At 40.4% G+C, this 25,604-nt stretch carries 15 protein-coding genes; 7 read left to right on the top strand and 8 right to left on the bottom strand.

Going from position 1 to position 25,604, the window contains the following annotated elements; translation table 11 throughout:
• Positions 1-119: 119 nt before the first annotated feature.
• Positions 120-1,019 (bottom strand): LysR family transcriptional regulator, encoded by a 900-nt coding sequence (locus BCU68_RS07260; protein ID WP_102564123.1) that lies wholly within the window; start codon positions 1,017-1,019, stop codon positions 120-122.
• Between the two features lie 204 nt (positions 1,020-1,223).
• Between BCU68_RS07260 and BCU68_RS07255 the strand changes: the two genes are divergently transcribed.
• The 3 genes from BCU68_RS07255 (at position 1,224) to BCU68_RS07245 (ending at position 7,611) form a co-directional block, all read left to right on the top strand.
• Complete coding sequence (locus BCU68_RS07255; protein ID WP_241901299.1) at positions 1,224-2,195, top strand: cytochrome c peroxidase; 972 nt, start codon at positions 1,224-1,226, stop codon at positions 2,193-2,195.
• Complete coding sequence (locus tag BCU68_RS07250) at positions 2,192-4,984, top strand: ATP-binding protein (protein ID WP_102564121.1); 2,793 nt, start codon at positions 2,192-2,194, stop codon at positions 4,982-4,984. The genes BCU68_RS07255 and BCU68_RS07250 overlap by 4 nt, the downstream gene beginning before the upstream one ends.
• Before the next feature lie 89 nt (positions 4,985-5,073).
• On the top strand, positions 5,074-7,611 hold the full coding sequence (locus BCU68_RS07245; RefSeq protein ID WP_102564120.1) for an ATP-binding protein: 2,538 nt from the start codon (positions 5,074-5,076) through the stop codon (positions 7,609-7,611).
• A 135-nt stretch (positions 7,612-7,746) separates the two neighbouring features.
• Here the strand turns inward: BCU68_RS07245 and BCU68_RS07240 are convergent, their stop codons facing one another.
• Together BCU68_RS07240 and BCU68_RS07235 are read right to left on the bottom strand one after the other, a co-directional pair.
• Positions 7,747-10,896 carry a multidrug efflux RND transporter permease subunit gene (locus tag BCU68_RS07240; RefSeq protein WP_102564119.1) on the bottom strand — a complete coding sequence of 1,050 codons (3,150 nt, stop codon included), beginning with the start codon at positions 10,894-10,896 and terminating at the stop codon, positions 7,747-7,749.
• A gap of 12 nt (positions 10,897-10,908) precedes the next feature.
• Positions 10,909-12,027: an efflux RND transporter periplasmic adaptor subunit gene (locus tag BCU68_RS07235; protein WP_102564118.1), complete on the bottom strand. Its 1,119-nt coding sequence runs from the start codon at positions 12,025-12,027 to the stop codon at positions 10,909-10,911.
• A gap of 288 nt (positions 12,028-12,315) precedes the next feature.
• Here BCU68_RS07235 and BCU68_RS07230 point away from each other — a divergent pair, with 288 nt between their 5' ends.
• Positions 12,316-12,759, top strand: coding sequence for a cytidine/deoxycytidylate deaminase family protein (locus BCU68_RS07230; RefSeq protein ID WP_102564117.1), 444 nt, complete (start codon positions 12,316-12,318; stop codon positions 12,757-12,759).
• Between the two features lie 120 nt (positions 12,760-12,879).
• Positions 12,880-13,020, top strand: coding sequence for a hypothetical protein (locus BCU68_RS16940; protein WP_157935179.1), 141 nt, complete (start codon positions 12,880-12,882; stop codon positions 13,018-13,020).
• A 173-nt stretch (positions 13,021-13,193) separates the two neighbouring features.
• Here the strand turns inward: BCU68_RS16940 and dbpA are convergent, their stop codons facing one another.
• The 4 genes from dbpA to helD form a co-directional block, all read right to left on the bottom strand.
• Complete coding sequence (gene dbpA, locus BCU68_RS07225) at positions 13,194-14,573, bottom strand: ATP-dependent RNA helicase DbpA (RefSeq protein WP_102564116.1); 1,380 nt, start codon at positions 14,571-14,573, stop codon at positions 13,194-13,196.
• A gap of 261 nt (positions 14,574-14,834) precedes the next feature.
• Complete coding sequence (locus tag BCU68_RS07220; RefSeq protein ID WP_102564115.1) at positions 14,835-17,492, bottom strand: beta-N-acetylhexosaminidase; 2,658 nt, start codon at positions 17,490-17,492, stop codon at positions 14,835-14,837.
• A 348-nt stretch (positions 17,493-17,840) separates the two neighbouring features.
• Positions 17,841-18,746 (bottom strand): aldo/keto reductase family oxidoreductase, encoded by a 906-nt coding sequence (locus BCU68_RS07215; protein ID WP_102564114.1) that lies wholly within the window; start codon positions 18,744-18,746, stop codon positions 17,841-17,843.
• A 55-nt stretch (positions 18,747-18,801) separates the two neighbouring features.
• A complete protein-coding gene (gene helD, locus BCU68_RS07210; protein WP_102564113.1) occupies positions 18,802-20,892 on the bottom strand; it encodes a DNA helicase IV in 2,091 nt (696 codons plus the stop codon).
• Between the two features lie 207 nt (positions 20,893-21,099).
• On the opposite strand from helD, the gene yccS reads away from it, so the two are divergent.
• Complete coding sequence (yccS, locus tag BCU68_RS07205) at positions 21,100-23,265, top strand: YccS family putative transporter (protein WP_102564112.1); 2,166 nt, start codon at positions 21,100-21,102, stop codon at positions 23,263-23,265.
• Between the two features lie 166 nt (positions 23,266-23,431).
• Complete coding sequence (locus tag BCU68_RS07200) at positions 23,432-24,694, top strand: hydroxymethylglutaryl-CoA reductase (RefSeq protein WP_102564111.1); 1,263 nt, start codon at positions 23,432-23,434, stop codon at positions 24,692-24,694.
• A gap of 112 nt (positions 24,695-24,806) precedes the next feature.
• Here the strand turns inward: BCU68_RS07200 and BCU68_RS07195 are convergent, their stop codons facing one another.
• A complete protein-coding gene (locus BCU68_RS07195; protein WP_102564110.1) occupies positions 24,807-25,388 on the bottom strand; it encodes a class I SAM-dependent methyltransferase in 582 nt (193 codons plus the stop codon).
• Between the last annotated feature and the right edge of the window lie 216 nt (positions 25,389-25,604).

The raw sequence follows: 25,604 nt of genomic DNA, 5'->3' as shown, positions 1-25,604 counted from the left end.
TTCCTTAAGCAGACAACATATTTTTGCAATGCTTTGTTAATTTAGCCGCGCATTATAAAACAACTAGAGTGATTTATCTCACATTTATCCAAGCTTCACCTAAAAAGCGTGCAATTATCTTAATTAATAATCACTTCTAGGCTATTTTTGATGGTTTGGCTGACGGTTTCATAGCGTTTAGGCAACTGTCGATGCCGTTTACTGACTAAATATAGCGTTTCAAGCACCGCTTTTTGTGGAGTATAAACGAACAACTGATCTTTTAAAGCAAATGCCTCAACAGCACTTTGCGGTAAAACAGTAAATCCTATCCCTTGTGCTATCGGGACTAAAATTTGTGTCAATTGATTGATATAACTTTTGGCAGGCAGATCTGCTGGGTTAATATTCTTTAGCTCCGCATCACCACATTTTTCAAGATAGAGTGAAAGATAGTGTTCAGCATCAGGGTGCTTGATCATGCCACATGCTTTAAGGGCATCAATATCAATAACCTGACCTTGATAAGCCTTAGGAAAGATCATACATAGCGGCTCTTGCCCTATTTCTTCTGCTTGAAAAAGACTAGGATTTGGCACATGAGTCACGATACCTAAATCAATTGATCCCAATTGAATATCATTTAATATTTTGTGGTTCGGTGCCACTTCAAAATAAGTGATTAATTGAGGCGATTCATACTGTAAGCTAATCAACTTAGGGTAAAGCAGCAGTGCAAGTGCACCAGACGTTGCCAACTTACACACACCAGCTTTAGGGTTATCAAAACTCAGACGCTCTAATAAGCCAGCCTCATTATTAGCAACCTTCAATGCATAATCATAAACCAGTCGCCCTTGTTCGGTAAGCTCAAAACTTTTTCCACTGCGAATAATTAAACTATAACCGCATGACAGTTCGAGCTTTTTAATATGCTGACTAACACCTGGTTGCGTCATATAAAGCTTTTCTGCGGTTTGAGTAAAATGCCCGATCTCAACCAGGGTTTTAAATGTTTTTAACCATGCATTATTTAACATAACAGCCTAATGATATAAATATAAGTTATTATAAATGTAGTATATGATAACTTATATTTTCAAATTATTGCTGCATTTCTTCTTTAATCCTCAATATCGCCATATGCACCATGTGGGCTATACTTGATTGAATATATCATCAAGGTTGCCTTTATTATGCGTTTCTCTGTTTTTGCTTGGACTATATCCTTAATGGTTATACTAATGTTTAGCAGCTTTCTTTATTTCTCATATCAATCTACAACGTTAGGTTCAACTGCCCTTGTAAGTAATCCAAAAATTTCAACGGATAGCTTACCTATATTTCCAGTGCCAGAGTCACCCACTCACGATATTGCGATGGTTAAACTTGGATTCCAGTTATTTAATGATCCAAACCTGTCTTCAAATGGACAAGTCAGTTGTGAAAGTTGCCATCATATTTTTGAGGATGGAGCAGAGGAGACAAAAGTATCGATAGGTGTATTAGGTGTCGGAGCAAGAAACTCACCTACCCTTTACAACATTAACTTTAACTCACGTTTTTTTTGGGATGGTAGAGCCGCTAGTTTAGAGCAGCAAATTGATGGTCCGATTCACAACCCTGTAGAAATGAATAGTGACTGGGAGAAAATAATTACTTATGTCAAAGACCAACCAAACTATCAACGCGATTTTAAGGCTCTTTTTAAGCAAGGAGTGAGTGAAGAATCGATAAAACACGCGCTGGTCATCTTTATGGAAATGCTAAATACACCTAACTCCCCTTTTGATCAGTATTTACAAGGGGATATTAATGCCCTTTCAACTACCGCTATTATTGGCTGGAATAAGTTTCAAAGTTTAGGCTGCATTGTCTGCCATCAAGGTATCAATATGGGTGGCAATTTATATCAGCGCTTTGGCAACCTGCACTCAGGTAACATGTTAGAAAAAGAACTCGATCTTGGTCGCTTTAATGTCACAGGAAATGAAGCAGATAAACTGGTTTTTCGTGTCGCAGGTTTACGTAATGTAGCCGATACCCCCCCCTACTTTCATGATGGACGTGCTGCAACCCTAGAGGAAGCGATTGTCACCATGGCAAACTTACAACTTGGCATTGACCTAGATTCTGCCTCGATCATTGAAGTTAGCGCATTTCTAGAATCTTTAAGCGCCCCTAAGCCTGCTATCCTATCGGAGTTGTCACAATGAAAAATTTAACAACTAAGTTAGAGGCTGTAATAATTACGACTATCACGATTATTAGTTTAAATATTGCGATGAATATTTATCAAACTTATATGATCAATACATACCGCGCTAACTACCACAACCTGACACTGCAGGTGGCGAAAACATTTGAGGACATTTATACCTTCCATTACAACCAAACAAAGTCATACGATGATATTTCGCAAAGCATTGTTGGTATAGAGAATAAGGCTAATTTTTTATATCAAAGCTTGTTAGAAAACCGTAAAAACACATTGCTTTCTATCCATTTCCATAATGACAGCGCCTTCACGCTCACTAATAAAATTAATGACAAAATGCACGCTTTCAGTCAAGCGGCTGAAACACTATTAGCCGCAAAGGTTTCTTTAACCTACTCAAACCAAACAGTAATAAGCCTTAAAAACCAATTACTTGATAAATACCCAAAGACAAATGATAGACTATCAATACTCAGTGCTACCTATGAAAAAATAGAACAACCAGTGGTCAGCACTGCGCTATTTAATGATCAGATTTTTAATAATCTTATTAGTTATATCTCATTACGTAATCGAGTAACCGAAGATATAAACAAGCAAACTTCATCAATAGCATTAAAGGACATCAATACGGATTTAAAAGATTTTAATCATATTTTGGAGTCAGAGAGCAGTGAGCACAAACATAACATCATTACTTTCTCTATCGTATTATTTATCAGTTTAAGTCTCTATGTTTTTTGGAAACAGTGGTACAACTATCAGCATAAACTTGTTACTCGCCAACATTTATTAGATAGTGAAAAAGAGCGCTCAAAATTAGCATTTATTATTGAGTCAGCTCAAGATGCTATCTTTGTTACGAATCGAGCTGGCTATATTACTTGGGTAAATAAAGGATTTGAAACTCTTTCTGGCTTTTCTCGAACTGAAGCGATCAATCAAAGTTCGAGCCTCTTATTGCAAAAGAAAGAGATGGATCAAGAGCAGTTACTATTAATGCAAAAGTGTGCTCAACAAAGAAGTGCCGTTCAAACTGAAATTATTAATTTCCATAAGCTAGGTCACCCTTACTGGATTGATGTAGTGATCACACCAATATTTGATCACGATGATACACTGACTGGCTATATTGCCGTTGAAAGGGATATTACCAAACGTCGAGAGTTAGAAGATAACTTAGAAAAAGCCGTTGAAAAAGCACAAGCCTCAAACAATGCAAAATCGACATTTTTAGCCACCATGAGCCATGAGTTACGTACTCCTTTAAATGGAATTCTAGGTATGGCTCAAATTATTGATAGCTCTACAGAAAATAAAACTCAAAAGGAACAACTTTCTATATTAATTGAATCAGGAAACCACTTACTTTCATTACTCAATGATATCCTTGATTTCTCGAAAATTGAGCAAAATAAAATGGAACTCGAACTGCTACCATTCAAGTTTGACGATATTTTATTACCGATCAAATCCACTTATGATGTGTTATGCCACGAAAAAGGGATTGAGTTTGAATTGCAAGATTTGTCATCACAAGCATTGACCTATAATGGTGATAAAGCACGAATTAGACAAATTATCTTCAACTTGTTAAGTAATGCCGTTAAATTTACTACGACAGGTACTGTACGACTTATTTTTTCCGATCAACCTTTAGCAGATAAAAAACATAAATTAACCCTTATCATTAAAGATTCTGGTATCGGTATTCCAGAAGAGCGATTAGATGATATTTTTAACCCATTTACTCAAGCTGAGTCTTCAACAACCCGTGTCTTTGGTGGGACAGGCTTAGGTCTTGCGATCGTTAAGCAGTTTATTGATTTAATGCAAGGGACAATTGTTGTTGAAAGTGAAATGGGGATAGGAACCACCTTTACGATCACGTTTGAGTTATCTCACACCGATACGCTTCACGAAGAAACTCAACTAGAGCAATCACTGGATCAGCATGTACTCGTTGATTCATTATCGATTCTTTTAGTTGAAGATAATCGAGTCAATACCATTGTTGCCAAAACCTTCTGTACCAAACAAGGTCACACTGTAAGCTGCGCCGAAAATGGTCAAGTGGCTATCGATATGCTGCAAAAAGATCATTATGACTTGATTATTATGGATAACCACATGCCTGTGATGGATGGAATAGAAGCAACACGAGTGATCCGAGAAGAATTAAAACTCTCCATTGTGATCCTCGGTTGTACTGCTGATGTCTTTAAAGAAGCACATGACAGTTTTGTCCAAGCAGGCGTCGATCACGTCCTCACCAAACCCCTACAAAAAGCGAGTTTTATCGATGCATTACAAAAATATCAACATCGCTTTGTCACGAATAAAACAACAAATTCATCCGATGCTGTGATTGAATTACATCGCTCTAAACTAGGTCAGTTACCAGAGCATCAGTTTACGGAGTCCGAAGTTTGTTTTGCGCACTTACTGGCGAATCACCAAGGTAACCGACAACAAGCCTATGATAAAGTTGAAGATATATACAAAAAAACCGAAAACTACATCACTCAGTTAATTGGAGCTTATACTGAAAACTCCAGCGAGGATATTACTACAACATCACAGGCGATTCAGAACCTTGCTCGCCAAATGAATGCGATTAAGTTATTAAACAAAGCCACAGAGATCGCTCTTATTTCCGATAATGGCAAGGTGCCAGATAATGAAACTATGCAGACCTTGGTCAATCTACTTGAAGTAAATAGCCATCAAGCAAGACGGATTTTAGATAAACGTTTAACCCAAGAGAGCGATAACTTTAGTGCGTAGTCTTATGAACTAGCAGCTATAATAAAATAAGTTCATCAAAATTAACGCTTACTTTGCGCTCTCTTTGTATCAAGCATCTAAGGATAGTAATGCTCACAAGAATCAAGCAACGGCTTGCTCACTCCATAAAAAACCAAATGCAACTAGCTAGCGTCGTTATGCTTTGCATGCTTGCGCTTTTTTCATATTCTATCCATGTTTATCAAACCAATAATAAAGCCCTGCACCAATTACAATTAGAGATAGCTGCAGCCGATAACTTGATGCTCACATTACGTCGTAATGAAAAAGATTTTCTCAGCCGAATCGATGTGAAGTATTTAGACCAATTTATTGAAACGGCAAACACTCTCCAAGACAGTGTTCAACGGATTGAGCGACTCATTAAACAAAACGATTTAGACACCAAATTTGCCGCTGAAGCAGTGGATGACAATATCATGCTTTATGTCGATATATTTATCCGTATGTCTACATTACATTTTATTATTAATGGTGAAAGACAAACAGAGACAGGTCTGATAGATGAACTGAAAGACGATTGGTTTGACATCACAGATGCCACCATGGGAAGTGGTGATACTAAACTTGAATCTCTACTGGTTAATATCCAAGAAAATACTTATTACTTTTTCCGCACTTTTGAAAGGTCACATCTATGGGCATTACACGTCTCTCTTGATCTACTAATCAAGCATGCTGAAGATAACCACCAGGAAAGCCTAACCACTCTGCATAATTATAAAAACCGCTTTAAAGAGCTAGAACAGGCTTACGAACAATTCGGCTATGACTATAATTCAGGGCTATTTAAAGAGTTACGCATTGCTATTCATCATGTGGAGAGCAATTTGAGTCAAGTGTATAGTGATGCCCGCCATGAAATAGCTGACGAGCTCTACACTATCCAAATACAAAGCCAAGGCGTACTGCTTGCCATGGGGGTTACTTTAGCTATTGTGCTGCTGTTTGTGACTAACTCTATCTCAAAGCTAGAGCGACGTATTCGAGAATCGAGTGAGCAAGCCAAAACATCAAATATAGCCAAAAGTGCTTTTCTCGCTAACATGTCCCATGAAATAAGAACGCCTCTGAATGGGATTATTGGTATGTCGGAAATATTATCAGAGACAAGATTAACACCGACTCAAGAGGAGTACTTAGATACAGTTGAAACCTCATCTCATACCCTTTTAATGTTAATTAATGACATTTTAGATTTATCAAAAATAGAATCCGGTCACCTTAGCGTAACCGCGCACACTTCTGATGCCAGAGAAGTGATTTATGATAGTGCAGCAATGGTTATGGCTAAAATAGTTGAAAAGTCACTCCAGCTTAATATCGATATAAGCCCAGAAGTACCTGCTCGTGTATTATTAGATGAACACCGCCTACGCCAAATACTAATGAATTTAATGTCTAATGCGGTTAAATTTACTGATAAAGGGAGCATTTCTCTGAAACTGAGCACCTCAAAAAGTGCTGAAACTAACCACCTTTTATTACATTTTGCTATTAGTGACAGTGGGATAGGAATAGCAAAAGATAAGCAAGAAAAAATATTTGCTCCATTCACTCAAGAAGATGACTCGATTACACGACAGTTTGGTGGTACCGGCTTGGGACTCAATATTAGCTACCAGCTTGTCGAATTAATGGGTGGGAATTTAGAAATAAACTCAACTAAAGGGGTCGGTAGTACCTTCTTTTTCACTTTAGATGTCGACACGAATTTACCACAGCCACAGCTTCCACAAGCTATCACAAAGAAAAAGATCGCGATTATTAGTTCAGAGTTATTTGTCGTTAACTGTCTAAAAACAGAGTTGGGCGTTTATAACTTTGCAAGCATATCCTCATCTAACAATATTGAACAGACACAAGATAGCGATATTATATTGTATCACCATCAAGCGTCGAACTTAGTAATGAGTCATATTAGTGACCTTTCGCTCAAGCACCCTAATACCCCGATTATTGTGGTGCATGATATTTTATTACCTAGCTTTGACTATAACGATAAAATTGATGGATTAGTTAAATTTCCTTTATTAGGTAGTCGACTTATTAAAGTCATTCAAAACAGTTATGAAAACTTCCAGCATAGGCAATCTCTATCAACAATTGACAGTACACCTTTAGCGCCTGAAGAAACACAAACTAATACCGGTAATGACCAAGATAACTCTCGCAATACAACAGATAACTTTCGCAATAAAAAAGATCACAAAGTCGATGAGACGACTAGCCTACCGGTATTAATCGTCGAAGATAACCTTGTTAATCAGAAAGTTGCTACTCTATTTCTCAAAAAAGGTGGGTTTAGTTTTGAAATAGCCAATAATGGTTTAGAAGCTTTAAATATGATCAAAGATGGCAATACCTATCAAGTGGTTCTCATGGACTGCATGATGCCCGTTATGGATGGTTTTACTGCCACAACAGAAATAAGGCAGTTTGAACAAGAGAATAATTTAGCACCAATGCCAATCATTGCTTTAACTGCAAGTGTGCTCGATCAAGATGTGCAAAAATGCAGTGATGTTGGTATGGATGGGTATTTGTGTAAGCCGCTTAAAAAAGACAAATTATATGAAATGATTGAACAGCATGTCGCTCATTAAATAAAAAACCTCGGATAGATTAATTAATACTAAAAGTAAAAATCAATTCCGAGGCTTTATTTTGACTAGGTTTATACTGTTAAATTGCTAACCTTACCTATGCGAAGGCAAGGTCTGCCACAGTCAACCTGCTGTCTAATCATCAAGTGGGAGCAGTTTCGTGCTTCCCCCATGAAATTTCTCACGTCGGCGCTGAATGAAGGCGTAGAAGCCAGGGATGAGGAAGGTTCCAGCCAGAAGAACGCACAAAAGCCCGCCGATCAATGAAATACCCAATGAGTTTTGGCTAATATGCCCGGCACCACTAGCAAAGATCAGTGGAAAGATACCCAAGATAAATGACCACGATGTCATATTCACAGCACGGAAACGTAACATTCCCCCTTTCGTTGCCGCTTCATCTAATGGTACTTCTTTCTCTTCTCGCTCTTGCTTAGCAAATTCGACGATCAAGATTGCATTTTTAGCAGCCATGGCTATCAAGAGAACTAAGCCTATTTGAGCATATAAGTTTAATGGTGTTCCCGCTAAACGCAGCGCAATAAATGAACCTAAAGTTGCCACTGGAACAACCAGAATAATCGCCACTGGAATCGTCCAACTTTCATACTGAGCAACCATGAACAAGTAGATAAAGATTAAAGCAAGTCCAAAGGCATAAATCGCTTGGCTTCCGGCAAGTTTCTCTTGGTATGCCATCCCTGTCCATTCGTATTGATAGCCTTGCGGTAATACCTCGGCCGCTACCCGCTCCATTGCAGCAATCGCATCACCACTCGAGTAACCTGGTGCTGGTTGCCCCTGAATAACCGCACTGCGATACATGTTATAACGCCATGCTACATCCGGTTCAAAGACTTGCTCATAAGTGACTAAAGTACTTAGAGGGATCATATCGCCATTAGCTGAGCGTACATGAAACAGTGACAAATCTTCCATACCGCTACGATACTGAGCATCCGCCTGCATGGTTACTCGGAAGTTTTTACCAAACATCGTAAAGTCATTAACGTATATCGACCCAAGATTACCTTGTAACGTTTGAAATACGCTGCCTAATGGAATACCAAGTTGCTGAACTTTCTCGCGATCAATATCGACATAGTAGTGCGGAACGTTAGCACGGAAGGTACTAAAGGTATGCGCAATCTCAGGCTGTTCATTAGCCGCTTTGATAACATCAGCCATCACTACTGCAAGATCGGTTCGACTACGCCCAAGCGCATCTTCAAGGACAAACTCAAAACCCGATGCTGCACCCATACCAGGAACTGCCGGTGGTCCCATAGCAAAAATAATCGCCTGAGGGATCTCTCGACTTGCTTTCGCATTGATACGCGCGGCAATTTCATTGGCAGAGTGACCATCACCTAATGCATTACGATATTCCCAATCTTTTAACTTAATGAAAAATGAAGCACCATTTGAAGCAGCAGCTCCCGTCATAAAGGCATAACCATTAGCAACCGTCGCCGCTTCTATACCCGGCTCAGATTCCACCAGCGCCATTAGCTGTTCGCTTGTCTCCTGCGTTCTTGATAAAGAGGCTGAGTCAGGCAACTGAACATTAACCAGTAAAATACCTTTATCTTCCTGAGGAACAAATGCCGTCGATGTTGTTTTGGCTAGAAAGACTACCGACGCCATTGCAACAGCAAAGAAAGTCAGCAGAATCAGCGATTTTTTCACTAAGTAGCCAGCAATAAAGCCATAACGTGTGGTGAGTTTATCTAAACCTTGGTTGAAAGCTTTAAACCATCTTTGGGTATTTTCTCCACCTTGCTTAAGTACCAAAGAGCAGAGTGCAGGAGATAAAGTTAAAGCATTAATCGATGAAATAACAACAGCAATACAGATGGTTAATGCAAACTGGCGATACATTATCCCAGTGATACCTGGCAACATCGCAACGGGAATAAATACCGCTAATAACACCAAGGTTGAGGTGATAATTGGACCCGTTACCTCTTTCATTGCTATTAAAGTCGCTTGACGCGGCGTTACTGTCGGATTTTTTGCCATGGTGGTATCGACATTTTCAATCACCAAAATCGCATCATCCACCACAATACCAATCGCTAAGATCAAGCCAAAGAGAGTCACGGTATTGATGGTAAAACCGGTCACTTGCATCACAGCAAAAGTACCGATTAAAGACACCGGAATAGCAATAACAGGGATTAAGGTCGCTCGTGCACTGCCAAGGAATAGGTAAGTTACAGCAATAACTAATAAAATAGCCTGCAGTAATGTTATCAGTACGCCTTTAATTGATTCTGCGACAAAAATGGTCGTGTCGTAACTGGTTTCATACACCATCCCCTCAGGGAAGTTAACACTCATGCCATCTAACAGCTTCATGACCGCTTCACCACTTTCTAATGCATTGGCATCTGATTGTAAGGTGAGCGCTACGATTGAAGCATCCTGCCCTCGGAACTCTCCATTACCGCTGTAAAACTTTTTACCAAGTTCAACTCGAGCAATGTCTTGCAGGTAAACACTTGATCCATCAGAGTTAGCACGTAGTACGACTTTTTGAAACTCTTCAACCGTTTCTAATCGCCCTTTGGTCACTAAGTTAAACTGAACCTCCTGAGCATCGTGATAAGGCGCCGCCCCCACTTGTCCTGCTGCCACTTGTACGTTTTGCTCAGCTAAAGCAGCGTACACATCAGAAGTGGTTAGGTTAAGGTTGGTCATCTTTTCCGGATCAAGCCAAACTCGCATGGCGTATTCACCACCACCGATCACGTTAACATCACTGATGCCTTGTACACGGGTTAACTGATCTTTGACGTTTAGGTTGATATAGTTGATCAGGAACTGATCATCATACTTACCATCGGGCGAGTAGAAGTTTAATACCATTAATAGATCGGGTGAACGTTTACGCACGGTCACACCTGCCATCCGTACATCTTGAGGCAGTTTTGATTCTATTTGTGCAACTCGGTTTTGTACGTTGACCTGAGCCATATCAGGGTCAGTACCCACATCAAAAGTTACATTTAAGGAGTAGGAGCCATCATTTGCACTCTTAGAAGACATGTATATCATGCCCTCTACGCCATTCACTGACGCTTCGATAGGATCGGCAATGGCTTGTTCAACCACTTCTGCACTTGCGCCTGCATAATATGCCGTCACACTCACCGATGGCGGACTAATTTTAGGATATTCAGCCACTGGTAAAATAGCTAAAGCGATAGAACCCACCAACGTAAGGATAATCGAAATAACGAGCGCAAATTTAGGTCTTAAAATAAAGAAACGACTTAACATAACAAACGCTCCTTATTGCTCAGAATCTTGCAAACTAACACTCATACCATTACGAATACGCTGTAAACCTTTGGTAATAACAGTATCATTAGGCTCTAAGCCAGAGCGGATCATAATGCCACCCTCGACCTGTGCACCTAAGGTGACATTTCGACGCTCAGCAATATTTCCCTCTGCGACTAGCATAACAAAATCACTTTCTAAATCGGTTTGCACAGCGCGACGTGGGATAACAAGTGCTTCAATCGCTTGCTTTTCACGTAAATCAACCATCACATGTTGACCTGGAAGCAGGCGCTGCTGTGGGTTATCAACGATGGCACGTAAAGCAATCGTACCGGTATTTAGATTTATGCGATTGCCTAAAAAGTCTAATTGACCTAAATGCTCAAATTCGTTGCCATTTTCTAGAATCACTCTGACTTCAACACCATTATCATCCTCTGCACCTGTTCCTTGCATTTTATCCATACCAAACGCTAAGCGTTCACGTTCACTGATGCTAAAGCCAATATGTATGGGATCTAAGCTCACTAACGTGGTTAACGTACCTGATGAGGGAGAAACAAGAGAACCTTGACTCACTTTGCTATCACTAATTCGCCCATCAAAGGGGGCTCGAATGTTGGTGTACGACAAATTCACTTCAGCTGAAATAAGTTGTGCTTTTGTTGACTCTAACTGTGCCTGTGCCCCTAATAAATTCGCGGTTAAAGCATCAAACTCCGATTGGGAAATACTGCCTTTCGGTAATAAGTTTTCTCCGCGCTTAAAATCTAGTTCTGCTTTCTTTAATGTCGCTTTAGCTTGAGCAACCGCCGCCTTTGCGCTGGCCACTTGTGCTTCGAAAGAAGAAGGTTCAATGGTATAAAGCAACTGCCCTTTTTTTACCATTTCGCCTTCTTCAAAGTGATGTCCTTGTAAGTAACCTGAGACTTGAGCGGTAATTTCGGTATCTTCAACTGCATCTGCACGCCCGATATAAGATTTACCTTGCTGGTACGGAATAACCTCAACATTTTGAGCAGTAACAAGGGGTAACGGTGCTGATTGGCTACTTACAGAATTATCATTACAACCACTAAGCATCACTGAGCTTACCATTGCACTTAAAAGCATCACTTTACGCATAAACAAACCATTGTGTGAATATAGAATTAGCCTCTAATTTAGCGGATCAATCATTCATGAATGTCAGACGGTTATGAATGAAACCTGTTTTATTGTTTCAAGATATAAATAAGAGGACTTACATTCACTAAATCTTACAATCCCACAAAAGTATCCAGCCTTCATAACGAAAAGTTAATGATTTATTTTTACTACTTACCTTTTAAGATGGTTTTTCAGTATGATAGGAAGCGCCCTAAGCAGCGGCACAAGATTGGAATAAATAAACCACTTATAGAGAGAGCAAATATGATGACAAAATGGTCGAAACGTTTTTTTCAAATGGCCGAATTAGTTGCATCTTGGAGTAAAGATCCTTCCACTCAAGTCGGTGCAGTGATTACCAAAAAAAATCGTATTGTATCGGTTGGATTTAATGGCTATCCACATGGTGTTTCAGATAGCGTTGCAACTGATAGTCGTGATATGAAGTTATTAAAGACATTACATGCAGAAGAAAATGCCATTCTTTTTGCCAAGCGAGATCTTGATGAATGTGATATTTGGGTAACTCACTTCCCTTGCCCAAACTGCGCTGCAAAAATCATTCAGACAGGGATAAAATCAGTACATTGCCCTGAACAAAGTGAAGATTTTTTATCTCGTTGGGGGGATAAAATAAAGGTGAGCCAAGATATGTTTGAACAGTCAGGCGTGACGATACATTGGCTGCCAATAAAAGAGTTAGATTAATTATTGCACTACCACCTTCTACGCCTTTTAGTCTACACCTTAAAAAAATATAAAATGGATGAGGTTCACAGTTTTTAATTAAGGCATAATTGCCCTACGTTCAAAAACGAGGTCATTCTCATGTATTTCAATAAATATTACGTTTTTGTTCCACAGGATGCGGAACAACAAGTCGAAGATTCAGAGCAGGTACAAAGTATCTCTTCTCTTCTAGCAGCAGTTAAAGAAGCTCAAGAACTTGGTGGTTTGTCAGTCGAGTAACTTTCTTTGTTGCTAACAAAGAGATAATAACCATTCCACTTTAATCCTATTATTAGTGCAAATGGTATAGTCAAAATTCTGTTGTTTTTGATTTTTCTCGATAAAAAGGGGAATGCTTATTAAGCATTCCCCTTTTTCTATTTTCTACTTACAAAGATTGGTGTCACCATTCGTTATTTTAATAAACGAGCACGGAATTGACGACCTTTCATTTTGCCTGCCTGGATTTTCTTCAGCGCTTTATTCGCCATCGATTTTTCTACAGCAACATAAGCTCGCATTTGGAATAAGTTGATTTTACCAACCTGTTGACCCGTAATGCCACCTTCACTGGTTAGTGCGCCAAGGATATCACCTGCACGAACCTTCTGCTTTTTACCGCCATCGATTTGAATCGTCACCATTTTTGATGAGTAAGCCTGTGTATTTGGCTTCACTGGTAATGTCGCAGCTTCTGTTTCAATATTCATGTACTCATCAATTTGAGCAACACGGTGATATTCATTTTCGCTAAAGAAGCTACATGCAATACCCTTGCTTCCAGCACGTCCCGTACGACCAATACGGTGAACATGAACTTCAGGATCTCGTGATAACTCAAAGTTAAATACTGCATCTAGATTATCAACATCTAGACCACGAGCAGCGACATCGGTTGCAACAAGAATACTACGGCTTTTATTCGAGAACTGAACCAGTGCTTGATCACGTTCACGCTGCTCTAAATCACCATGCAATTCAATAACACTAAAACCACGATGGTGCAGTTCATCAGTTACATTCTGAACTTCTTTTTTCGTATTACAGAATACAACCGATGATTCAGGTTGATGGTGTAGTAACAATGCCTCAAGTGCATCATCACGAGCTTCAGAACCTTCTACTTTATAGAAGTGCTGCTGAATACTTGATGGCTCATGAGTCGCTTCAACTTTAACCATCTCTGGTTTATTCATGATGCGATTTGCAACGCTTTTGATCTGTGCTGGGAATGTCGCACTGAATAGTAACGTCTGGCGCTCAGCTGGTACTTCGCTAATAATCGCGTCTAGGGCATCTTGGAAACCCATATCTAACATGCGATCGGCTTCATCTAATACTAATGTATTCAGTTCTGATAAATCGATGCGACCTTTATCTAAATGATCAAGAATACGACCCGGAGTACCAACTAGGATGTGTGCACCGTGCTCTAATGAACCAATTTGAGGTCCCATAGGCATACCGCCACATAGAGTTAGTACTTTGATATTGTGGATCGCACGACCTAGAGTACGGATTTCCGTCGCAACTTGGTCAGCCAGCTCACGTGTTGGGCACAAGACTAATGCTTGTACACGAAAACGCTTTACACGTAAGTTAGATAAAACACCTAAACCAAAAGCAGCGGTCTTACCTGAGCCTGTTTTTCCCTGACCGATAACATCTTTACCAGCCAAAATTGTTGGTAGGCTTAACGCTTGAATTGGCGTCATGTGAGTGTAACCAAGAGAGTCAAGGTTAGATAATAATTCTGGCTGCAGATTAATCGCAGAAAATGGTGTTTTGCTCAAAGGAAGTACCCTTTATGTTAGAGACAATAAATGAAGGTGTATTATCGTTATTTGTCGCCGTCTGGCTAGTAGTTATTCACCTAAAGCTTAGGAATGAATCGTTAATTTAGCCAATATATTGAGTTTTTGATGAGAATAACGGCAAAACGGTCTATCGATACTTCTACCTGCATAAAAAATGGCACCTCAATCTAAGATCGGGTGCCATTATTCATGCTGCCTTATTGACGCTCATAATCAACGTCAGAAACACTATCGCGCTTAATTGATACTAATAACTCGACTTGCACGCTTACCTGTTTCTGAAATTGAGCGTAGTTGCACATTGCCAGCAACACTTGGTTTCGCAGCGTTATCATAATCTAGCCAAGTCTTACCATCATCAAGTGAGTATTGTAAACCGACGCCAGGGAATGAAGCGTTCATACTCAGCAGACCGTTTGCTACTTTTGCTCCTGGAACAGGCAGGCGATAATCAATACCGGCTCTTTCTAATTTCGCCAATTCACGCTGTCCCATCGCATTAGCAAAGTTTGTCCAATCTGCTAGGTGAGCCTCTTTATCGACTAAGTTACTTTCTTGAGAGTATTGAACCCCAACTTTATAATCATTTTCCCAAGAGGCTTTATGCCATGCACGCTCTGCAGCGGCGAGTACGCGTGGGAACACCATGTATTCATACTGCTCATCTGTACGTACTGTTTCACTCCATAGCTGTGCGGATAATCCATAAAATGGCTTCGACTCAACCGTTCCTTCACCAGTAAATCCATTGCCATCACGATCCAGTGACGTTTCGGCATTTTGTGGTAAGTTCTCTGGGGCAAAACCGAACATTTTACGCGTATCTGTGGCGCGAGTTGCCCAGTAGTAACCACGCTCTTTTGGATCTATCTCATACGGCATATCCATGTAGACATAATCTGGGTTAGATAAAATGACATCATACCCTTGATTTGCTAACTCATAGCCTGAAGCTGTGCCACCCCAATACAGCACATCCCAGAAGTTCACTCGTACGTTTTCTGTCGCAAATGAATCTGAATTTTCAGAGTATTTTAAACCATCTTGCCATGCCTGGAAGTTGGCAATGCCGTGTTTAGCAACCACCTTTGATACTTCTTCTGCAAAGTAACTTGGTAAATGATCAAAGTCAGCCACTTCCCCACTAGCAATGACCGTTTGACATGCTGGTGATTTTGCAAATGGTGCATCTTGCTTGGCTAAATCAAGATCGCCTTTCCATGCTATTTTCTCTTCATCATTAATATCTTGGAAGCCAGCGTGTAATTTAATATTTTTCGCTTCATCGCCACCAAATTGCCATGTCGTAAGTGGAACACCCGCCGCTTTGTGCATTGCAGCCACTTCCGTGATCACTTTGTCGACAAATGTTGTTGATGACTCTAAACAAGGGTTGATGAAACTCTGCTTATTATAAAATTGAACAGTCGTTACATTTGATTCATCCAATGGATCCATTAAGCGATACTGATTTGCTTCCTCTAACTTACCTTCATTCGCCAGACGTAAGTAACGCGCTTCCATCGACATTACAGCAGCACGTGAGTGGGCTGGCATATCAATTTCTGGGATCACTTCAATATTACGATGCTTAGCGTAAGTGAGGATCTCAACATAATCTTCTGTAGTGAAGTAACCAGAACCAAAGTTATCTGTATTAGCACCAGAGCCTAATTGTGGCAATAGACATTGGGTTTCTGATTCATCAAAACAGCGCTGTCCACCAATATCGGTTAACTCTGGTAAGTCAGGGATCTGTAATCGCCAACCTTCATCATCGGTTAAGTGTAAATGTAATTTATTAAGCTTATAGGCTGCCATTTGATCTAAAGTGGCAAGCATAGCGGCTTTTGAGTGGAAGTTACGCGCTACATCGACCATAACCCCACGATATTCAAAGCGTGGTTGGTCTTCAATTTTGACCGTTGGGATCTTTGTTTCAGCTAAATTGACCAGTGCGAGTAAAGATTGCACACCGTAAAATGCGCCAGCTTGATCAAAAGCGATCACACTGGTTTTGCCTTGCTCTACTTGAAGTTGGTATGCACCAGAAACACCATCGGTAAACTTGCTTTGATCGACTTCAACCTGGATAGGATAATCACCAGAAGTCGCTAGCCCTAACAGCTCTGCACGTTGATTGAGCGCCTCTATTTGACCCGCATCAAGACCACTTGCTGTAATGCGGATCCCTTGGCTTAGATCTGCCGTTCCATTGGTCAACGTTGTTTTGACTGGGGTAGGAATAATATGCGCAGAAACCTCTTTTTCAACGACATCAGCATTTTTAGCAAAACGTGTGGCAGCGGTAGCAAAGACATTATTATCACTTAATGTGCGCTTAAGTTTATTGCCCGTCAATTCATCAATATATTGGCTTGTTTCTTCAGTATCGAGTGAAACAATATTTTTGGCTTCAGCACCTGGCGCTGTCACAAATGCTCTTGGGAAAAAGTCCGTTTCAAATAACTGCCAGTACTCCCCAATCATAGGGATAACGATCTCTTCATCTTGTGCAAAACCAGTAAATTTATCGGTTGGCTCTAGCTTATGTAAGTCACCAGTAAGGCGAGTGACTTTAAACTGTTCATTTTCACTATCTAGAATTAAACGAACACTATGAAAATAAATCGACCAGTCCTGAGAATCAACGGTTTCACCTGTGTTTTTCAGCGTCATGTGTATTTTATTACATGATGCCCACTCTGCTTGCAGCGTTTTACATGGTAAGCCATCATCAACCCCTTGGTTAGTGATCACTTCATAGTTGATATCAAGATTGCTAGCCAACAAGTCGACTACACCTTGAGTTTGCGCGGCTTGATCCATGCTGTTTGTAGAGCATGCAGATAAAGTAGTAAGGATAACTGTCGCAAGGAACGTCTTTTTCAACATAATAAATACATCCTACAAAAAATAACGAAATTAAAAACTTTCCATTACGATACGAATGTTTTTTACCATTGAAAATTAAGTTTTTATTGAAGTATGGCTTTTATCACAAAGCTTAAAAAATTCATGCCGATTAATCTTTTACAATGCGACCTACTTCATATAGTTATATTTTTTATTTCGCTACGAAAAATAACTAAACGGCGAAGAAAATATGATATTGCTCGCAAAAAATATCAAGTAAAGTCAGTCCTTAGCCAGTGAGTGAGCAGAAATAAAAAAGCCTCACGATATGACTAGCAATTTCATGAGACTTTTCTCGACTTAATTGAATCTATTATGGCGTATACTCTATGGCACACCATGCCCTTTTGAAGCAACCCAAACGCGATACCACTGCTCACGGGTTAAGGTGAATTGCAATGCATCAACGGCTGTTTTGACTCGCTCAATATTACCAGAACCGATAATTGGTAAAGGCTTTGAAGGTAAAGTTCGGATCCAAGCATAGATAACTTGATCGATACTTTGCGCGCCAATCTCTGCTCGAATCTCTTCCAGTGTGTGACGTATTTGAATCGCTTGCTCGCTATCAGAAAAAATGGCACCACCAGCTAAACAAGACCATGCCATAGGGCGAGTGCGACTCATTTGTAACTGATCAAGCGTTCCATCATCGGTGACATTGAAGTTAATGGGATTAATCTCAACTTGATTGGTCACCAAAGGTTTACTCACTCGAGACTGCAATAAATCGAACTGACGCGGAGTAAAGTTAGATACACCGAAATGCTTCACCTTACCGACTTTGTAAAGTTCAGCGAAGGCTTCTGCGACTTCATCAGCATTCATTAGCGCATCTGGACGATGAATTAATAAAACATCGATCTCGTTAACCCCTAACCTCTGCAATGAGTTATCTACTGATTGGTAAATATGCTCAGCACTCGTATCGTAGTGATTGATTTTGCGCTGTGGGGTTTTATCACCACATAATTGAATATCGCACTTGGTCACTATTTCTATTTGCTCACGTAAGCAGGGTTCTAAAGCAAGTGCTTCACCAAATAGACGTTCACATTCATAATTACCATAAATATCGGCGTGATCAACCGTGGTAATACCCAAGTCAATGTGCTGCTTTAAGAAGTCTAAACGCTGTTGCGGGGTCAAATTCCATTCGGCAATTCGCCAGTAACCCTGAACTAACTCAGAAAATTCTGGACCTTGTGATGCTATTGCTACTTTTTCAACCATAGGATTTCCTTTTTAATTATGCTCATATCCTAGGTCTGATCTTGTCACATCACAATTATTTCTTCTTAATAATGGGATACCCATTTGAATGTAATTCTTGGACAAATCCAGAGCCCTCACCATTATGTGTGATCCAAACTTTCTCTTTAGCGCGTGTCATCGCAACATAAAACAAACGGCGCTCTTCGCTGTATGGGAAAGGATCGCTCGATTGGGTTAGTGCTCCATCAAGGTGAGTCTGTTTTTTCTTCGCTGGGAACTGACCTTCATCCACCGCTAAAATAATGACGAAATCCGCTTCTTTCCCTTTACTGGCATGACAAGTCATAAAGCGCAGTTCGAGTTGCTTAAAGAGCTTTTTCCATTCATTTAACTGATTTGGTTGATGATAGTGGTTACGTCCCAATAGCAAGACCGATTTCACTTTAGATTTACTCTGTCGATTCAGTTGATCTAAGATTTTTTCGACTTTTTCACTTGGCTCGGTGATCACCGCTTTTTGCTTCTGCTGCTTATGACTATTCAGCGTTTTTTCCAACTGCCTTGGGTTCGCTTGAATAAAGCCATTAGCAACATCACCTATCTGATTATTAAAGCGATAAGTTGTATCTAGGTAATGAATCGTTGAATGAGTAAACCTTGAGGTAAACTCAGTGGTTAAATCGATATCCGAACCAGCAAATTGATAAATAGACTGCCAATCATCACCAACAGCGTAGAGTGATGTCGATTTCTCGCTGCCTTTATTTTGATCGCATAGCGCTTGAATTAACGCTAACCGGTCAGGCGAAATATCTTGATATTCATCCACCATAATAAATGCCCATTGAGAGCGAAAACGCCCTTTCTTAACATACTCTGTGGCTTTGCTGATCATGCTAGGAAAATCGATATGCTTCGACTCTTTCAACATCTGCTGCCATGCGCTGTAAATTGGCCAACATAGTGCTAACTCGCTATTTAATCGCGTATAATCTGAGTGATCGATAAGCTTGGTTTGAATCGCTTTTTTGGTCATACCTAGGGCGGCTAGTTGTTCAAGCTGCCTTACCAACCAACTGACAAGTTTTGGATTTTCTACATGGCTGCCTAAGTCATCATCACCGGTTAAGTACGCAATTGGCCATTGAGTTAAATGTTTCTGCCAACGCTTAAAGTTAGTGGGTGTCATCCAATGTTTTTTTAGCCAATCAATACACCAAGCTTCTTTTAACTTACTATCCAGTGCTATTGGTGAAATTGTTATTTCGTTTTTCTCTACGGCTTTAATAATGTTTAAACCCAATTGGTGAAAGGTATTCACTTGAACTTGATCAGAAGACTGTCCTAATTTAACTTCCAAGCGCTCACGCATTTCCCCTGCCGCTTCTCGACCAAAGGCAACCATTAATATTTCATTAGCTTGTGCTTGATGGCTCTGCAATAAATAGCTCACTCTTGCCATCAATACACTGGTCTTGCCTGAACCAGCGCCGGCTAAGACTAAATTATTATCATCATTTAAAAGTACCGCATACTGCTGAGAAAGGTTCAATGGCGATGATTCACACTGGGCAAATAACACCGTCCAGTTTTGTATTTCTCTGTTCAACCACTCTTTATTACGCAGCGCTAATTTACCCGACTCTTTATCTAACCAAGGCTCTAATAATGCGACCCGCTGTGGAATACGCTGCTTCGCCTCTTCAACCGTCATCGTCAGTGTTGAAAATTCATCGCGCACGGTTTGTGACCACTGTTCAAGCTTAGAGTGTGGTAAAAAAGCTGGAAGGTGCTCTAAACGGTGAAGTTCTTGCTCCCATTTCGGCAAGTATTCGGCTAAATTCTGACACTGTTCATCATGCCACTTTTGATAAGCGGCGACGGCATAGCGAGCAAAAGCACGACATTGCGACCAAGGTAGACCTTGAACAAGCCAGCTGTGCTCGATATTGCTTTCGTCTTGCTTTTGATCCTGATGAGCAAAAAACTGAATCGATCCCCAACATAAACCACGATGAATTTTCACCTTGCCATTCCATACAGTAAAAGGGATACGTTCTTCGCTTCCCTTTGCAGATACAATAAGGCGTTGTGATTCGATTTCGACTTGGTGATATTCATTATGAATAAAGAATTGTGCCATTGCATTTGCACATAACTGCATAAAAGAGCCTATGATTTGGTTAACAATTGTTAGCTATCTATTGATATACTATACCGAAAAGAAAAAGAGTTGCTTATCTTTGCTATAAAAAAGTCTCTACGATAAAAAATAGCATCATTTATATTTCCTTACTTTTATCTATAACTTATCGCCTATTAAAGCTGAACTCTGCTACTATCAATTTTTTATTCTAGTGATGAGTGAACTGTGGCACTACCTGTAAAACTGCGCCGTTATTGGGCAAATAAAACCATCAATTACAGCATTTTAATTTTAATCACTCTACTTGGTGTCGTCGTTCCTTGTTGGTACTTTGAGCAACATACCCTCATCACACCATTGATTTTAGGCGTGATTGCCGCTGCGATTGCTGAAAGTGATAACCGATTTAGTGGTCGGCTCATTTCCATCACTCTGACTTTTATTTGCTTCTCTATTACCGCATTTTCTGTTGAGTTACTTTTTAATACCCCATGGCTATTTGCTTTGGGGCTATTCACGTCAACCTTCTCATTTATTATGATCGGTGCGATTGGTCCTCGTTATGCCAGTATTGCTTTTGGGTCGTTATTAATCGCAATTTATACGATGTTAGGGGCCCATGAAAGCATCAACCTCTGGCTGCAACCCCTGCTACTCTTATCAGGCGCGGCATGGTATTACTTGATGTCTCTCATTTGGCACCTTGTTTGGCCAATGCAGCCAGTACAACAAAATTTAGCCAATGTATTTTCCCAACTCGGTAATTATCTGAATGCCAAAGCGCACCTTTTTTATCCAGTAAGCGACCTCACTCCTCAACCTTATCGCATCGAAGAAGCTCGTTTAAATGCCAGTACCGTTATGGCGTTGAACCAATCAAAAGCAACGTTATTACATCGCTCTAAGCGTGGTCATGTGGATGCGATCAGTGACCGATTTTTAAATACCTATTTTCTTGCCCAAGATATTCATGAACGTGTTAGCTCGACGCATTATCGCTATCAAGATCTTGCTAAACACTTTGAACGCTCAGATGTGCTATTTCGCTTTAAGTACCTTATCGAATCTCAAGCGCAGGCTTGTCATGAAATCGCTAATTCTATTCGCCTTGGCAATGAATATGTCCATAGCAAGCAATCCATTCTGGCGCTTGATGAACTGCAAATATCACTCGATTACCTGAAAAATCATCCGCAACCTCAATGGCAGCATTTACTGAGCCAACTGAATTACCTTTTTAGTAATCTCGTTACCGTCGAAAAGCAACTGTCCAATGTTAGTAACCCTGATGCAATGGAAGAGAACACGCTCGATGATCGCGACCCACATACCTTAAAAGCGATGTGGCAAAAAATCACAGCAAACCTAACACCAGATTCAATGCTTTTTCGCCATGCCACACGAATGTCGATTGCATTAACGTTTGGCTATATTATTTTGCAAAGCTTTAGTATTGATGGAGGGTACTGGATACTCTTAACCACACTCTTTGTTTGCCAACCGAACTACAGTGCAACCCGTCAAAAGCTAACAGCACGAATTATTGGTACCTTAGCGGGACTGCTTATTGGCGTACTGCTACTGACTTTATTTCCATCACAAGAGAGCCAACTTGTTTTCATCGTGATCTCGGGTGTTTTATTCTTTGCTTTTCGGATCAATGATTACCGATTTGCAACTACCTTCATTACTCTTCTAGTGCTGTTTTGCTTTAATCAGTTAGGTGCAGGGTATGCGGTTGTTTTGCCAAGACTCATTGATACCTTGATTGGTTGTGGTTTAGCGGTCAGTGCGGTTGCATTTATTCTGCCTGACTGGGAATCGCAAAGGCTGCATAAAGTGATGTCGGAAGCGGTAAAAATGAATAAGGCTTACCTAGCACAAATTATTCAGCAATATCAGTTCGGAAAAAGCAATAATGTCGATTATCGTATTGCGAGGCGATCAGCGCACAATCAAGATGCGAATTTAAGTATTGCGATCAGTAATATGTTAGTTGAGCCAGGTAAACACCAAAGTGCTATTGATGAAAGCTTTCGTTTTTTAACCTTAAATCATGCTTTGCTCAGCTATATTTCTGCTTTAGGGGCACATCGAACCCATATTGAAAACAAAGTGACACGTGATCTGATCTTAGAAGCTCACATTGAAATTGATAAACATTTAACCAGTTTAAACCAACAGTTATTAAACAGTAGTCAGTTCAGTGACAAAATCTGGCAACATCATACTGATATCGAACTGCGCTTGAGTGAATGGCGAGATGGGGATGATGAATCCGCTCGAATGATTTTGCAGCAGTTACACTTAATCTACCAAATGCTGCCTGAGTTACACATGCTCGGCTCTCAATTTGCACATCGTGTTCAGAAAACCCAACCTGGACAGTAAAACACAGCCTCACGATATTCATTTCTGCTCTCAAAGTGAAATCTCTCGACCTTACTATAAGGTTGAGAGCTTTCTAGCACATAGAAAGTGTAACGACTCTTAACTTGCTCTTGTTTCTCAACTCTAGCGATGTAAAATCAGCACAAATTTTCTATGTTGCTTCTTTATGCCTAAATTAAATCTACATCGTCGCGATTATATCTCTATTCTGGGTGGTGATATCACCGAACTCGAACTTGAGCAAAGCCTTCAACCTCATTTCGAAGCAGTGACTAATAAGCTTACTCCTAGCCCTTATCTAACAGAGAAAAACCTTCAACGCCGTTGGAAAGCATTAGAGCAACCTGAGTTACAGCAAGAGTTGCTTGATCCTCATACGCACCAACAGATGCAAAGTTATGAGAAAAATATCGAGTACTTTATTGGTACCGTAAAAGTACCGGTCGGTATTGCTGGACCGCTTCGTGTTAATGGCCTATTTGCTAAAGGCGATTATTTAGTGCCTTTAGCAACAACGGAAGCAGCGCTCGTTGCCTCCTACCATCGCGGTGCTAAGTTGCTTACTGCTTGTGGTGGAGCGAGTGCTATGTTGCTCAATGAAGGGGTAACTCGTACTCCAGGCTTTGCTTTTTACAATCTAGCTCAAGCCGGTCAGTTTGTTGCATGGGTTGTAACACAATACGATCACTTTAAGTCACTTGCTGAAGCCACAACATCACATGGCAAACTAAGCGATATTAGTGTCAATATTGAAGGCAACCATGTTTATATTGTTTTTGAGTACCTAACCGGTGATGCTTCTGGGCAAAACATGGTAACCATTGCTACCAATGCCGTTTTTGAATATATCATGAGCAACACTCCCATTGAGCCTGAGTACGCTTTCCTAGACGGCAATTTGTCTGGTGATAAAAAAGCCAACTCACAGACGCTTCGTAGTGTTCGTGGTAAAAAAGTGACCGCTGAAGTGCACATTCCAGCGGATTTAGTGCTGAAGTACTTACACACTACCCCAGAAAAAATGATGCAGTTTGCGCAAATGACAACGGTGGGTGGTGCACTAAGTGGCACCATTGGTATTAATGCTCATTACGCCAATGCATTAGCGGCGCTTTATATTGCTTGTGGTCAAGATGCGGCATGTGTTGCCGAATCGGCAATCGGTATGACTCGTATGGAAATTGATCGTGATGGTGGTCTATACGCCAGTGTTACCTTGCCGAACTTAATGCTAGGTACGGTTGGCGGTGGTACTAGCCTACCAAGTCAGCAAGCATGTTTAGATTTGATGGGCTTGTCTGGCTCTGGTAAATCTCAAGCCCTTGCTGAAGTAACAGCAGCACTGTGTTTAGCTGGTGAATTATCGATTGTTGGTGCTTTTTGTGCCGGTCACTTCTCTCGAGCACACCATAAGCTTGCTCGAAAATAAGATCGTTTAACCGTTAAGCACTATGGAGATCAGATAAAAGCGATTGTCTGATCCCATGAAACAAAAAAAGCGACAATTACGTCGCTTTTTTCCTATCAAGTGTTATCGCTCGTTATTTTCGTGCAAAACCCATTAATACTTTTCTTGTACCTTGCTTAGTTTCAACCTCAAAAGGCGTACTCATCTCAACGGTATCAAAACCTGCTGCTGTTAACGTGCTTTCCGCTTTATGCATTGATAAGCCAAAGTCACCTTCATCGCTTTCCGTTAGCCAGTCCCAATGAATAAAAGTGCCACCAGCATCAAGCAGTGAGTAAATGACGCTTACCGTTTCTTGAAGTTGAGGCACAAAGCCACAAACTGATGATGCCACCACCATATCAAACTGCTTACGAAAAGCAGGGTGCTGTGCCACTAATCCTCGAGAGAAATAATCAACCACTGGTTCAACATTGCCCAGCATCTTATTATCAAGCTCTTCGATCATGGCTTCTGAAGCATCAATAGCAACAATATCTTTCGCATGTAGTGCGATTTTTTGAGTTAACAAACCGGTACCACAACCTAAATCTAGTGCCCTAATTCCTTTAAGGCTACCTAATTTATTCAGTTCATCAAAGGCGGATTGTGCAAAGAAAACGACGCTTGGATCGCTTTCCCACGCTTTCGCATACTCATCCCATTCATTTGCCATTATGGCCTCCCTCCAGATCTTTAATTCTAATAACCTAAGTACGCTATCAAAAGCACACTGAGGTTATGAGAATAGTGTCAGAGTAAACAAAACAACACTAAGATCATAGCTCTATAAACCTGTCATTATCCATATCTCTGATAATGAGCACACTATTTGTTCGTTTTGATACCTTTATCCATCATTCTAACCCTGCTTTAATGCGATTACATGACC

Origin of the sequence: Vibrio sp. 10N.286.49.B3 (genome assembly GCF_002873395.1) — a bacterium.
Classification (GTDB): Bacteria; Pseudomonadota; Gammaproteobacteria; order Enterobacterales; family Vibrionaceae; genus Vibrio.
Note: the sequence above shows the minus strand (reverse complement) of the source record. Positions and strands in the feature narration are given on the sequence as shown.

Coding starts and splice junctions, on each gene's coding strand:
- BCU68_RS07235 (WP_102564118.1), bottom strand. CDS start 12,027: ATGCGTAAAGTGATGCTTTTAAGTGCAATGGTAAGCTCAGTGATGCTT.
- BCU68_RS07220 (WP_102564115.1), bottom strand. CDS start 17,492: ATGTTGAAAAAGACGTTCCTTGCGACAGTTATCCTTACTACTTTATCT.
- BCU68_RS16940 (WP_157935179.1), top strand. CDS start 12,880: ATGTATTTCAATAAATATTACGTTTTTGTTCCACAGGATGCGGAACAA.
- BCU68_RS07200 (WP_102564111.1), top strand. CDS start 23,432: ATGCCTAAATTAAATCTACATCGTCGCGATTATATCTCTATTCTGGGT.
- BCU68_RS07260 (WP_102564123.1), bottom strand. CDS start 1,019: ATGTTAAATAATGCATGGTTAAAAACATTTAAAACCCTGGTTGAGATC.
- BCU68_RS07215 (WP_102564114.1), bottom strand. CDS start 18,746: ATGGTTGAAAAAGTAGCAATAGCATCACAAGGTCCAGAATTTTCTGAG.
- BCU68_RS07255 (WP_241901299.1), top strand. CDS start 1,224: ATGTTTAGCAGCTTTCTTTATTTCTCATATCAATCTACAACGTTAGGT.
- BCU68_RS07245 (WP_102564120.1), top strand. CDS start 5,074: ATGCTCACAAGAATCAAGCAACGGCTTGCTCACTCCATAAAAAACCAA.
- BCU68_RS07195 (WP_102564110.1), bottom strand. CDS start 25,388: ATGGCAAATGAATGGGATGAGTATGCGAAAGCGTGGGAAAGCGATCCA.
- BCU68_RS07250 (WP_102564121.1), top strand. CDS start 2,192: ATGAAAAATTTAACAACTAAGTTAGAGGCTGTAATAATTACGACTATC.
- BCU68_RS07240 (WP_102564119.1), bottom strand. CDS start 10,896: ATGTTAAGTCGTTTCTTTATTTTAAGACCTAAATTTGCGCTCGTTATT.
- helD (WP_102564113.1), bottom strand. CDS start 20,892: ATGCAGTTATGTGCAAATGCAATGGCACAATTCTTTATTCATAATGAA.
- BCU68_RS07230 (WP_102564117.1), top strand. CDS start 12,316: ATGATGACAAAATGGTCGAAACGTTTTTTTCAAATGGCCGAATTAGTT.